Genomic DNA, 12465 nt, shown 5'->3' on the forward strand with positions numbered 1-12465 from the left:
GACCAGAAGCTTAGTCTACATTGAATTTGTAGCCCACGCCCTTGATGGTCTGGATGTGGTGGTCGCCCACTTTCTCGCGCACCTTGCGCACGTGCACGTCCACGGTGCGGGCCAGCACAAAGACGTCGTTGCCCCAGATGTTTTGCAGCAGCTCTTCGCGGTTGAACACCTTGTGCGGCGTGGCGGCCAGGAAGGCCAGCAGCTCGAACTCTTTCTTGGGCAGGGTAATTTTTTTGCCGTCCTGGTACACGGCAAAGGCTGTGCGGTCGATGCGCAGGCCGTTGATATCGATGGCGTCGACGGCGGTGTGGGGGTCCTGGTCGCGGCGCTTCACGGCGGCCAGGCGGCCCAGCAGCGCGCGAGGCTTGATGGGCTTGGCAATGAAGTCGTCGGCGCCGGCCTCGAAGGCGGCCACTTCGGAGAATTCCTCGGCGCGGGCCGTCAGAAACAGGATGTAGGTGTCTTTGAACTTGGGCTGCTCGCGCAGGAGGCGGCAGGTGGCAATGCCATCGAGGTGAGGCATCATCACGTCGAGCAGGATGATGTCGGGGTTGAAATCGGCGGCGATTTCGAGGGCCTTGCGGCCGTCGGCGGCCGACGCGGTGTTGTAGCCTTCTTTCTTGAGGTTGAACTCCAGCAACTCAACGATGTCCGGGTCGTCATCGACTACCAGAATCTTGTACACGGCGGATTTAGGAGTGCTCACGGCGGTTGGGGCTAAAGTGAAGCGAAACAATGTTTCCGCAAAAGTACCGCCCGATGCGGCCGGTGCTATGTTACGATTGTGTGACGCCACTCGGCCGTACCCATCCTAGCCACTGAATACCAATTTGCTACCGGGTATAGACGGTTTCGTCGGCTAAGCGAGGCCTGAGGCTGAAGGCTATGCAGTAGAACACGTTGAGGAAAGTGTAGAGCAGGGCATGAATGGCCCACACGTGTCGGCTGACAACGACGGAGTACTTCAGCACCAGATTGCTGGTCAGGAATATCAGCAGGTTGCCCGAGAAATACAGCAGCAGGCCCGTCGATACCCAGAGCATGGGCTCGCGCTCCAAGCGGCGCGTCACCACCTGGCGCGTGATTTCGCGGTGGAAATAATAGAATACGAAGGTGAGCACCGCCACCCCCTCGATGAAATGCTGCACCGGGCTGAACTCTACTGTGTCGAGGCGGGGGCTGTAGCTGACGGCCGAGCCCAGCAAAAACACCCCAATGAACGCCGGAATGAACCGGGTGATGGGCAAGGGCCGCAGGGCATTGCGGTAGATGAGGGCCAGGAGCGTACCCTCGATGGCCGTGTCGATGGGAAAGAGAAACAGATTGGGCCGATGCTGCCGCTGCAGCGTCATGGCCACCGTCGTGACGGCCATGGCAAGCAGCGTCAGCAGCAAAAGCAGCCGCATGTTGCCGTCAAGCTTTCGATACCGAACCAAGCCAATAATGCCTGCAACGCACAGCGCGACTACCGATAAATTTGCAACATATCTTTCGATAGGGAAGGACATAACTGCAAATATCGGCAATAGAATCAGGCATTTGGCAAAGCTAACCGGTTTAATTCACCATGTTCAGCTTCCACTTCAAGCCTTTGTAGCCCGTCATGTCCACTTTCACCGTGCCCACAAACATCTCGGCCTGAAACAGCACCGGAATCTTGTTGCGGTCGTCGGAGAAGTACACCGAAATGGCATTCTCGCCCCGAAACAGCTTGTTATTCGGCATCTTAGGCACCAGCTTGAAGGCGCGCACGTCGCCGGCTTTGGTTTCCACCACCTCGCGCCCTTTGAAGGTCACTTCCAGCATGAAATTGTCGCCGTCGAAGTAGCCTGGCACGCGCACCACGTCGCCCACCCGCATGCGGTCAAAATTCAGGGTGCGCAGGTAGTAGAACCCACTCACCAGTTCCAGCGAGTTGTTGGCCACTTTCACCGTGGAGCGGGCATTGTTGTGGGTGTGGTCGGTCACCTCGGCCACGTCGTGCAGGTGGTCGAAATCAACGGTTTCCTTTTTGCGGTAGTTCTTCTCGGCAATCTCGCGCTGGGCGCGCAGGGGCAAGATGCTGGTGGTGTCGATGTAGGCCCGCCATTGGTCGCGGATGCGCAGAAAAAAATCGAACGAGCCGGTGGTTTTGCCGCTCACCGTGGCCTTGTAGCAGGGCCGGTCGTTCACGCGCTCCAGGCCGCCGCTGGTTTCTACGGTGGCCTCGCCGCCGTTGATGAGGCCGTAGTGCACGGTATACTTAATGGTTTCGCCGCGCCCGAAGCTGTTTTGCGGAATGCTGCGCACGGCATCGCCGGGGCCCAGCGCCAGCCGCGCCGACGCCAATACAAACAGGATAGCAGGGGTAAAAATGAGCCAGCGGCGATTCATAAGGATAAATAAGAAATAGCTTAGGCAGCCCAAAGACAAACGCAGTGCCAGTTCGGAATCTTGCCAAAGATACGGACATAGAAAAAGCCCGTTGCGACAGGCAACGGGCTTTTCAGGGTTCCGGTTCAACAAGCCTTACAGCGTGTCTTCGCCGTCTTCGGGACCGGCCATATCCACGGGGATGACATCTTCGTCGCCCTTGGCCATGGTGCGGATTTTCTGTTCGATTTCGTCGGCCAGCTCGGGGTTGTCGAGCAGCAGGGTTTTCACGGCTTCGCGGCCCTGACCAATTTTCTGGTCGCCGTAGCTGAACCACGAGCCCGACTTGGCAATGATGCCCATGTCGACGCCGAGGTCAACGATTTCGCCGACTTTCGAGATGCCTTGACCGTAGATGATGTCGAACTCGACCACCTTGAAGGGCGGGGCCACTTTGTTCTTCACCACTTTCACCTTGGTGCGGTTGCCGGTCACGTTATCTTTGTCCTCCTTGATTTGGCCAATGCGGCGGATGTCAAGACGAACCGAAGCGTAGAATTTCAGGGCGTTACCACCGGTGGTGGTTTCGGGCGAGCCGAACATCACGCCGATTTTCTCGCGCAGCTGGTTGATGAAGATGCACAAGCAGCCGGTTTTGTTGATGGTGCCGGTGAGCTTGCGCAGGGCCTGGCTCATAAGGCGGGCGTGCAAACCCACTTTCGAGTCGCCCATGTCGCCTTCGAGTTCGCCTTTCGGCACGAGGGCGGCCACGGAGTCAATCACGCAGATGTCGACGGCACCCGAAGAAATCAGCTGGTCGGCGATTTCGAGGGCTTGCTCGCCGTTGTCGGGCTGGGCGATGAGCAGGTTGGCGGTGTCGATGCCCAGTTTCTGAGCATAGATGGGGTCGAAAGCGTGTTCGGCGTCGATGAAGGCGGCCATGCCACCGGCCTTTTGAGCTTCGGCAATGGCGTGCAGGGTCAGCGTGGTTTTACCCGACGATTCCGGCCCGTAGATTTCGACGATGCGGCCCTTGGGCAACCCGCCAATGCCGAGCGCGATGTCGAGCGAGAGCGAGCCGGTGCTGTTGGCCGGAATGTCGCCCACCTTCTGGTCGCTGAGCTTCATCACGGTGCCTTTGCCGTAGGCTTTGTCCAGCTTGTCGAGGGTAAGCTGGAGGGCTTTCATTTTTTCGGCGGCGACGTTGGTCTCGGCCTTATCGGCTTTGGAAGCCTTTTCGGTAGCTACTGCCATTGGGGTTGGTTGGGAAAAAGGAATTAGGTTTGGTAAAGTTAAGGGTTTTGGCGACGTGGCAATCAGATAAAGCTATTCTTTGGTAAATCCTCCGAATAGCCCCTTTTGCGACGGCTTTTTCTAACACAACGCCTACCGGAATCGTGCCGCAGAAAGCGGAAATATATGAGGAATTATCTAAAAATTTTAGTTGGTGTTGTGGCTCTGCTAATTAGAGTGGAAACGGCCCAAGCACAACTGGATAATCGGGCGTTTATAGGCAATCGTCCTGGTCAACTGAAGTATACTTACATCTCACGAAATCCAGACGGACCCGATACCAAATTAGATGATTCGCTTAGACGGGAAAGTCAGCAGCGGGCACGAGAGGATTCTGTTTCCTCTGGCGACCTGCGGCTCTCGCTCAATGCCTTCGTTTTCTTCAAGGACAACGAGTACTTCAACAAAATCATCGACGGCTACACGCTCTACGGCACGCACCTGAACCCGCAGCTGGTGTACTACCCATCGCAAAACCTGCGCCTCGAAGGCGGCGTGTTTCTGTGGAAGGATTTTGGCAACCCGGTGCTGAAGGCAGTGCGGCCCACCTTCCGGGCCACCTGGACGCACGGCAAGCAGCAGCTTATCTTCGGCAACATCCGCCCGCACCTGCACCACAACTACATCGAGCCGATGTTCAACTTTGAGCGGGTAATGCTAAACCCGTTGGAGGAGGGCATCCAGACCGTCATTCGCACTCACCGCTTTTTCCTCGACCAGTGGGTGGACTGGCAGCGCCAGCAGTACCGCTACAGCAACTACCAGGAGGAAGTGGCCGGCGGTCTGAGCACCAGCTACCGCACCAGCCGCGACGGCAGCCGCTGGACAACCACCATCCCGTTCCAGTTCACGGCCATCCACCACGGCGGGCAGATTGATACGCTCGACAAACCCCTGCAAACCGTGTTCAACGGCGCGCTGGGCCTGGAAACGCGTTATTTATTGCAAAGGCCGACTATGCAGGCCGTGCGCTTCCAGGGCTACGTGCTGGGCTACCAGGATTATTCCTTCACCCGGAACCAATTCCCGTACCGCAACGGCTGGGGCCTGTATCTCAACGGCACCCTCGAAAGCCGCATTCTAGATGTGATGGTGAGCTACTGGCAGGGTCAGCGCTTTCTCTCGCCGCTGGGGGGCGACTTCTACCAAAGCGCCTCGCGCACCGTGTCGGACCCCGGCTTTCTGGACCCGCACCGCAAGATTATCATGGTACGCCTGATGCGCGATATCCGCATTTCGGATGCTGCCGCCATCACAGCCCGCGTCGAGCCGGTGTACGACCTCAACAGCGGCGCACTTGATTATTCGCTGGCCATGTACTTCAATTTCCGGCAGGAATGGCTGCTGGGCAATATCGGCCGGCGGACGCGGGTGGGGCAATAGAAGCCTCGGCCGCCTTACTTCACCTCGCTCCGAAACTAATCAGTTGCTCAAGACCGGCCGCTCAAGCCACAAGCGGCAAATGCGGCTCAGGGCATCGGAGTTGCGGAACCAGAGCGGGCGCTTGGGTGGCGGCTCGGGCATGAAGCCTGCGGCGCGGGCCACGGCCTGGCCTTTCTCGTTGCTCAAGAAGCAGCGCACCAGCAGGCGCTGGCTGCCCAGGTTTTCGAAGCCAAAATCAATAACGGCTGCCAACGCTTCGCGGGCGTAGCCGCGGCCCTCGGCGGCAGCGGCCAGGTAATAGCCAATTTCGGCCTGCCCTTTTTGCTGGGGCATGATGCAAATGTCGCCGATGTACACGCCAGTGGCGCGCTCCCAGATGCCAAACACATAGAAGCGGCCCGTGCGCCAATCGTCGGCGAAGGTGTTGAGGGAGGTTTGGGCATCGGCTACGGAGCGCACGGCCTGCAGGCGGTCGGGGAAGGAGGGCTGGAAGCGCGCCCGGTCGGCGTGGAGCAGGGCGAAGAAGGCCTCGGCATCGGCCGGTTCGTAGGGGCGCAGGCAGAGGCGGGCGGTGTGGAGCGGGGCGCGGGACAGCATGCAGGCAAATACGGCAAATTGGTCGCAGCAGACCGGGCAATTCAGTAAAAACGAAAAAGGCCGCTTCTGGGCTCAGAAGCGGCCTTTTTCCAAAAATTAAATTGGCTACTTATTGGCGCCCACGTGGGGGTAGGGGCTGCCCAGCGACTGTTGGGTGCGCATCACGTTCACCTGCCGGGCGGCTTCGTTGAAGAACTCGAAGCGACGGATGAGCATTTCCTTGGTCAGCACACGGCCTTCGGGGGTGCGCATGGTGCCGCGCTTGTCGGCCAGCACGCGCTGCATGGCGGCCAGCGTCTGGCCTTCGTGCTTCATGAACTGCTGCTGGAACTCGGCCAGCCGGGCCACGCCGCTGGCCGAGAGCGTGAAGTCTTCGCCAGCGCCCTGGTTCAACACCTCACACAGCACGTACACTTCGAGGGGCAGGCTGGTTTCGAGGGACGTGGTGCGCAGGTCGAGGCCGGCGGCCAGGGCGTCGAGGATGATGCGCACGTTGCGCTCAAATTGCTGATAGTAGGCTTGGGCTTCCATTCGGTTTGGGGCTTTTGTCTTTCTGAGCGCAGCGAAGGAACTTATCACGCTTGCGTTGCAAAGATTGACAAATCTACTGCCTCAGGCGTGATAAGGTCCTTCGCTGCGCTCAGGATGACAGCCGTTTTCTACAACAACTCTTTCACAATCTGCTCCACGCCGAGGCCTTCGGCTTCGGCTTTGAAGTTGCGCACGAGGCGGTGGCGCAAAATCGGCACGGCCACGGCGCGCACGTCCTCTATGTCGGGCGAGTACTTGCCGTTGAGCAAGGCGTTGCATTTGGCACCCACTACCAAGTGCTGCGAGGCCCGTGGGCCGGCACCCCATTCTAGCAGCTGGTTGGTGCGGGCATGGGCGCGGTCGGTGTTGGGGCGGGTTTTACGCACGAGGCCCACGGCGTACTCCACCACATTATCGGCCACCGGCACACGACGCACCAGTTCCTGGAAGGCCTGAATGTCGGCCGCGTGCAGCACTTTGCTCACCGTTTGCTTGATGTTCGAAGTCGTGTTTTTCACGATGTTCAACTCCTCAGCATAAGTTGGGTAGCCCAGCTCGATGTTGAACATGAAGCGGTCGAGCTGCGCCTCGGGCAGGGGGTAGGTGCCTTCCTGCTCGATGGGGTTTTGGGTGGCTAGCACGAAGAACGGGCGGCTGAGCGGGTAGCGCTGCCCGGCCACCGTCACGGCGTATTCCTGCATGCTCTCAAGCAGGGCAGCCTGGGTCTTGGGCGGCGTCCGGTTGATTTCGTCGGCCAGAATGATGTTGGCGAAGATGGGGCCTTTCACGAAGTGAAAATCCCGCTGCTGGTTCATCGTTTCTGAGCCCACGATATCGGAAGGCATCAAATCGGGCGTGAACTGGATGCGGTTGAAGGACAGGTCCAGCGAAGCGGCAATGGTTTGAACCAGCAAGGTTTTAGCCAATCCGGGCACGCCCACCAGCAGAGCGTGCCCCTGCGAAAACACGGCCGTGAGCACCAGCCGCACTACCTCGTCCTGCCCCACGATGACCTTGCCGATTTCCTGGCGCAGCTTCTGGTAGGAGGCCGCCAGGGCATCGGCTGCTTCTTTGTCGTTTTGGAATTGAGCCATTAGAAAATTCTAGTAGAAAATAAAAAGCCCGTCATGCCGAGCGCAGCCGAGGCATCTCGCATGCAATAGTAAACCTGATGAATGGATTACTGCTGCACGCGAGATGCCTCGGCTGCGCTCGGCATGACGTTCAAATAGTCCGCAGCTATCGGTTGTCCGTCGACTCCAGCACCTTGCACTGGGCGTACTCCGGGGCCACTTCCAAATACACCGAGTTGCGGTTCTTGGCAAACCACTCATCCAGGGCTTTGTTGCGCTTCTCGTTGAGGGCAGCGGCGGCAATTTTCTGGTAGTCCTGCTCCAAGTTGGCCTGGTGGGGCGGGGTGTTCGATTTCAGCCACAGGATGCGCATGGCGTCCTTGCCGTCGTCGGTACGGTAGGGCATGGGCGGGGTGATGTGGCCCACCTTCATGGTGTCGATAACGAAGAAGATGGCCGGGTCGAGCTTGTCGAGCGGCAGGCGCGAGCCGCCGTCCTGGCGGTTGGCTAGCAGGCCGCCGTTGGTGCTGCTCTGCTTGTCGGTCGAGTTGTCTTTGGCGGCCTTGGCGAAGCTGATGCTGTCGGACAAAATCTGACGACGCAGGCGCACCAGTTGCTTGGCTGCGGCGCTGGCATCGGCCGCGCCGGTTTCGGGCTTCAGCAGGATGTGGCGGGTAGCATAGGTATTGCCCTTGCGCTCGATGAACTGAATCAGGTGGAAACCAAACTGCGACTGCACCACCGGCGACAGCTGCCCCGGCTCCAGCTTCATGGAAGCCGCCTCGTACTCGGGCACCAGCTCGCCGCGCTTAAAGAAGCCCAGGTAGCCGCCTTCTTTGGCCGAGCCCGGGTCTTCGGAATACTGCTTGGCCAGGGTGGCAAAGTCGGCGCCGGCCAGCACCTGTGCCCGGATGTCGTTCAGCTTGGCCATGGCGGCCTGCTTGGCTTTATCATTCACCTGGGCTGGAATCACAATCTGACCCACTTCCACCTCGGTGCTGAAGTAGGGCAGACTGTCTTTGGGCACGCGGCTGAAGTACTGAGCCACTTCGCGGGGCGTCACAGCCACCTTGCCTGTGATGGTTTCCTGCATCTTCTGCTGGGTGAGCTGCTCCTTGATTTGGGGCCGCAGGTCGTCCTTCAGCGCCTTGATGGGCTTGTTGTACTGCTCCTCCAAGCGCTTTTCCGAGCCAATCTGCTGCACGAAGTAGGCCATGCGGCGGTCTACCTCGTTGTTCACCTGCTTGTCTTCTACCACCACCGAGTCTGTCTCGGCTTTGGCCAGCATCAGCTTGTTGAGCACCAAGCTCTGCAGAATTTTGCACTTCAAATCGGGCGGCAGCGGCTTGCCGGCCGCGCGGGCCACTTCCTGAGCATAAATCATTTCCACATCAGAGCGGAGCACAATCTGGTTGTCCACCTTGACCATGATGCCATCGAGCAGCTCCTGCCCCTTGGGCCGGCTGATGCCCAACTGGGCTTTGGAAGCGGGCGCCAGGCCCAGAAGCAACAACAGCGTAAGCAGGGCCGACGCCGCAGCGCGATTCACTTTAACAAGCATAAATTAAATAAGTAAAGTCCGCTGGCCAATCAGCCGGGACCTGAGCCACACCCACGCTCAACACGTAAATGCACGCACAAATTTCATGATAAATCCGCGGGCGGACAAAAACAAGGAGCCATACCCGGCGGTGAAGGTTGCAGGGCGTAAAAACAGTTAGCAGTGAACAGTTAACGGGGAGCAGTATCCCCGTTAACTGTTCACTGCTAACTGGCAATTATTACTTCGTAATGAGCTTGTTTACCTCAGCCTCATTCACCTTCACGGGGCGGGTGGCGCGCATTTGCGCAATCCACTCTTTCTCGAGGTAGGTCTGGTAGTCGCTGGTGGCTTGGCCGCGGGCTTCGGCCAAGGTTTTGGGGCCTGCGGGCAGCACCTTGTCGATGGTCACGGCGTAGTAGCGGCCGTCTTTCTGCACGTTGTAGGTGCCGGGGCCCTTGCCCAGCAGGTCGTCCATCACCTTGTTGTCGCCTTTCTGGAAGATGCGCTGGCTGATTTGCACCGACAGCGGGTTTTGCTCGTTCAGCGCCGATTCGATGGCGGCCGGGTTAGCGCTTACCAGCGCCACTTGCACCTGGCTTTCGGCGGCGGGCGCCTTGGCCACGGTTTTGCTGATGCGGCGGGCCGAAATGCCCCCGCGCTTGCGCAGGTAGCTGGCCACTGAGTCGGCGCGGGCACCGGCCAGGCTGGCTTTTTCGCCTTTCTTCACGCGGCCGGTCAGGGTTACGCGCGAAAGGGTGTCCTGCAGCATTTGCTTAATCAAACCGTCCAGCGCAATGCTGCCGATTTTGGTTTGAACGGCCGTGCCTGGGCGAATGGCAATGGCCTTCGGTACGTTTTTCGTCACTGCGAAACGGCCGGCTTTCAACTCCTGCTGCGCGCGGGTGAGCAGGGCGGGGGTGGCTGCGCTCACCACGGTGCCCTGCACGCGCTGGTCCCACTGGTACTTGTCCTGGTTAGCGGCGAAGTACTTCTTCAGGCCAACGGTGTCCTCAATGGCTTTGCTCCACACTTTCTCGTCCATCAACTGGAACAGCAGGATGCCGTCGCGGTACTCCTTCACCAGCATGCGGTAGTCTTCGTACTTGCTGTCGAGGCTGTTCTTTTCGAAGTCGGTCAGGCTCTGCTCCACGTACTGGTCGTAGAGCTGCTGCATGGCGAAGCTGGGTTGCGCGCCGGCGCGGGGGCGCTGGTTTTGCTGCGCGTAAGTCAGGAAGTCCTTCACCGTGTAGGGCTTGCCCTTGATGGTGAACAGAGCCGAATTGTCGGTCACGGCGTTTTTGGCGGGCTTGCCGGTAGCGGCGGCCGGGGCCACGTACTTGTAGCGGCCGGCTACCAGCGCCGTGTCGGCTTTGCTGAACACGTAGGTTTTGGCGGCGGGCACCTCCACAAACTGGTCTTCCTGGCGCACGCGCTTCAGGAAGGCGGCTTTGTTCAGCTCCGAGCGCGAATCCTTGGCCACTTTGCTTTTCAAGCCGGCTTCGAGGTCGGCAAACTTGGCCAGCGGCTGCTTCTCAATCAGCTTGATAACGTGCCAGCCGTAGGGCGTTTGCACGGGGGCCGAGAGGTCGCCGGGCTTTTGCAGCTTGAAAGCGGCTTCTTCGAACGAGGGAATCATGCGGCCGGTGCCGAAGGGCGGCAGCTCGCCGCCGTTAGCGGCCGAGCCGGCATCTTCCGAGAACTGCGCCACGAGCTTGTCCCAGTTTTCGCCCTTTTTCAGGCGGCTGTAAAGCTCGTCAATCTTCTTTTTGGCGGTGATGGAGTCGGCCTTGGGCGCGTTGGCATTGGCCCGCACCATGAGGTGAGCTACCTTGATTTCGCCCTGCGCCGCGCGCTTGTCGTTCACCTTGATGAGGTGGTAGCCGAAGCGCGTGCGGACCGGCTGCGACACCTGCCCCACCGGCGTCTTATACGCCACCGACTCGAAGGGATATACCATCTGCATGGCCGTGAAGTAGCCCAGCTTGCCGCCGTTTTCCTTGGCCGAAGGGTCTTCGCTGTTGGCGCGGGCCAGCTGGCCGAAGTCCTCGCCGGCCAGGGCTTGCTGGCGCAGCTTGGTGATTTTCTGGTAGGCGGCCAGCGTGTCCTGCGGGGTGGCATCGGGGGCTACGCGGATGAGGATGTGCGAGGCGTTCACCTCCTGGCTCATGCGGTCGTAGGCTTCGCGCACCAGCTGGTCGGTCACGCTCTTCTCGGTGAGGTAGGGCTGGGCCAGCTGCTGGCGGTAGCCCTCCAGCTCGCGCTTAAAGGCTTGAGTGGTATCGAGGCCGCGCTGCTCGGCTTCCAGCACCTTCAGGCGGAAGTTGGTGTAGAGGTCGAGGTAGTCGGTCACGCTTTGGCGCGTGCCGTAGTCGGGGGCCGAGCTGTTGTTTTTGCGGTACACGTAGGCAAACTCGTTGGCCGGCACGGGGTAGGTCCCCAGCGTTTCGACCACGGGGCCGGTGGCGGGGGTAGAAGCCGCAGTGGCCGTAGCCGCCGGTTTGGAAGTCTGGCAACCAGCCAGCAACGTCACGACGGCCGCGCCGGCGTACAGAATGCGTTTGTGCATATAAAAAGCTAGAGAAAACAAGAATTGCGGCCGGGAAGAAGTGAGCCGCGTGGGCATAAAATTACCGGTGCGAAATTAACCAATTTCCGGACGGAAAGAAAGACGAGGCCAACTGATAGCCAATACCAAATAGAACGTCATGCTGCCCGCAGCCGAAGCATCTTGCTTGAGGTAGTAATCAGCACCGTTTTATCGATTGATTTACTATCACAAGCGAGATGCTTCGGCTGCGCGCAGCATGACGTTCTTGAGGATATTTGGCCTATTAGGCCTAAGCCAAGTGCTTGCTCAGGTGGCACACCGTGTGGTTGCCGCGGGTAAAAAATTCCACGCGGTCCATCAGACGGTTCACCAGGGCCATGCCCATGCCACCCTTGCGGCCCTCTTTGATGTAGGCGCGCAGGTCGGGCGACTGGTGGGCGCCGGGCAGGAAAATGGTATCGCCGTGGTCGGCAATTTCTACGTTCAACTCGTGCTGGGCCACGGCCAGCTCCAGGTCCAGAAACTGGGTTTCGTCCTCCCCATTGGCGTGGATGATGAAATTGGCCACCACCTCATCGATGGCCAGCACCACTTGGTTGATGGTGATTTCGGGGAGGTCGAGCCCCATGAGGTAAGTCCGCACGAAATCCCGCACCTCTTGGAGGTGGCTGCGGGAGCAAGCAATGCGGAGGGAGGATTTCACTTGGGAAGGGTTGAATGTTGAGGGTTGAATGCTGAGTGAGTAGATGTGCGGAGTATGGACAAGCCTAACAACTCAACAATCAACCCTCAACACTCAAAACTGAATATCAGGCGGCTTCGGCTTCGGCGGCGCTGGGCACGATGGTCATCAGCGCATCCAGGCCCAGGATTTCGAACACGTTGAACACTTTCTCCTGCATGTTGAAGAACACCAGCTTCACGTTGGCGTCCTGGAAACGCTGCAGGTGCGAGATGAACACGCCCAAGCCAGCGGAGGAGATATAGCTGAGCTTGGCGCAGTCGACGAGCACCTTACGGTAGTTCAGAATATCGGGCTTAGCCAGCTCAGTGTCAAGCACAATGGCGGAGCTGGCGTCCAGCTCGCCGTCGAGCAGGAGGGTAAGCGTATCGGCGGAGGGTTGAGCAGTTACTTTCATAGTGAG

At 59.2% G+C, this 12465-nt stretch carries 12 protein-coding genes; 1 reads left to right on the top strand and 11 read right to left on the bottom strand.

Annotated elements, in window-relative coordinates; all coding sequences use genetic code 11:
• Positions 1-10: 10 nt before the first annotated feature.
• The 4 genes from I2I01_RS06875 to recA form a co-directional block, all read right to left on the bottom strand.
• Entirely contained in the window at positions 11-706 is a 696-nt protein-coding gene (locus tag I2I01_RS06875) for a response regulator transcription factor (protein ID WP_196285722.1), read from the bottom strand.
• Between the two features lie 127 nt (positions 707-833).
• Positions 834-1406, bottom strand: a complete 573-nt coding sequence (locus tag I2I01_RS06880) for a hypothetical protein (protein WP_196285723.1) — start codon at positions 1404-1406, stop codon at positions 834-836.
• A 151-nt stretch (positions 1407-1557) separates the two neighbouring features.
• Positions 1558-2373, bottom strand: coding sequence for a DUF3108 domain-containing protein (locus I2I01_RS06885; RefSeq protein ID WP_196285724.1), 816 nt, complete (start codon positions 2371-2373; stop codon positions 1558-1560).
• A 135-nt stretch (positions 2374-2508) separates the two neighbouring features.
• On the bottom strand, positions 2509-3606 hold the full coding sequence (gene recA, locus I2I01_RS06890) for a recombinase RecA (protein WP_196285725.1): 1098 nt from the start codon (positions 3604-3606) through the stop codon (positions 2509-2511).
• A gap of 216 nt (positions 3607-3822) precedes the next feature.
• On the opposite strand from recA, the gene I2I01_RS06895 reads away from it, so the two are divergent.
• Complete coding sequence (locus I2I01_RS06895) at positions 3823-5028, top strand: hypothetical protein (protein WP_196285726.1); 1206 nt, start codon at positions 3823-3825, stop codon at positions 5026-5028.
• A 39-nt stretch (positions 5029-5067) separates the two neighbouring features.
• On the opposite strand, the gene I2I01_RS06900 is transcribed toward I2I01_RS06895, so the two are convergent.
• From I2I01_RS06900 to I2I01_RS06930, 7 genes are all read right to left on the bottom strand, one after another.
• Positions 5068-5625 (bottom strand): GNAT family N-acetyltransferase, encoded by a 558-nt coding sequence (locus I2I01_RS06900; RefSeq protein WP_196285727.1) that lies wholly within the window; start codon positions 5623-5625, stop codon positions 5068-5070.
• Between the two features lie 105 nt (positions 5626-5730).
• Entirely contained in the window at positions 5731-6156 is a 426-nt protein-coding gene (locus I2I01_RS06905) for a hypothetical protein (RefSeq protein ID WP_196285728.1), read from the bottom strand.
• Between the two features lie 128 nt (positions 6157-6284).
• Positions 6285-7250, bottom strand: coding sequence for an AAA family ATPase (locus tag I2I01_RS06910; RefSeq protein ID WP_196285729.1), 966 nt, complete (start codon positions 7248-7250; stop codon positions 6285-6287).
• Between the two features lie 145 nt (positions 7251-7395).
• Entirely contained in the window at positions 7396-8778 is a 1383-nt protein-coding gene (locus I2I01_RS06915; protein WP_317196869.1) for a peptidylprolyl isomerase, read from the bottom strand.
• A 232-nt stretch (positions 8779-9010) separates the two neighbouring features.
• Complete coding sequence (locus I2I01_RS06920; RefSeq protein ID WP_196285731.1) at positions 9011-11338, bottom strand: peptidylprolyl isomerase; 2328 nt, start codon at positions 11336-11338, stop codon at positions 9011-9013.
• A gap of 271 nt (positions 11339-11609) precedes the next feature.
• Entirely contained in the window at positions 11610-12023 is a 414-nt protein-coding gene (locus I2I01_RS06925) for an ATP-binding protein (protein ID WP_196285732.1), read from the bottom strand.
• A 106-nt stretch (positions 12024-12129) separates the two neighbouring features.
• The gene (locus I2I01_RS06930; protein ID WP_190925021.1) at positions 12130-12459 is read right to left on the bottom strand and encodes an STAS domain-containing protein; all 330 of its coding nucleotides are present in this window, start codon (positions 12457-12459) and stop codon (positions 12130-12132) included.
• Positions 12460-12465 lie beyond the last annotated feature (6 nt).

The sequence above is a fragment of the Hymenobacter properus genome (genome assembly GCF_015694735.1).
In the GTDB taxonomy this organism is placed as follows: domain Bacteria; phylum Bacteroidota; class Bacteroidia; order Cytophagales; family Hymenobacteraceae; genus Hymenobacter; species Hymenobacter properus.

Excerpts from the sequence above, each read along its gene's own strand:
- I2I01_RS06885 (WP_196285724.1), bottom strand. The coding sequence starts at position 2,373 with ATGAATCGCCGCTGGCTCATTTTTACCCCTGCTATCCTGTTTGTATTG.
- I2I01_RS06905 (WP_196285728.1), bottom strand. The coding sequence starts at position 6,156 with ATGGAAGCCCAAGCCTACTATCAGCAATTTGAGCGCAACGTGCGCATC.
- I2I01_RS06880 (WP_196285723.1), bottom strand. The coding sequence starts at position 1,406 with ATGCGGCTGCTTTTGCTGCTGACGCTGCTTGCCATGGCCGTCACGACG.
- I2I01_RS06930 (WP_190925021.1), bottom strand. The coding sequence starts at position 12,459 with ATGAAAGTAACTGCTCAACCCTCCGCCGATACGCTTACCCTCCTGCTC.
- recA (WP_196285725.1), bottom strand. The coding sequence starts at position 3,606 with ATGGCAGTAGCTACCGAAAAGGCTTCCAAAGCCGATAAGGCCGAGACC.
- I2I01_RS06910 (WP_196285729.1), bottom strand. The coding sequence starts at position 7,250 with ATGGCTCAATTCCAAAACGACAAAGAAGCAGCCGATGCCCTGGCGGCC.
- I2I01_RS06900 (WP_196285727.1), bottom strand. The coding sequence starts at position 5,625 with ATGCTGTCCCGCGCCCCGCTCCACACCGCCCGCCTCTGCCTGCGCCCC.
- I2I01_RS06920 (WP_196285731.1), bottom strand. The coding sequence starts at position 11,338 with ATGCACAAACGCATTCTGTACGCCGGCGCGGCCGTCGTGACGTTGCTG.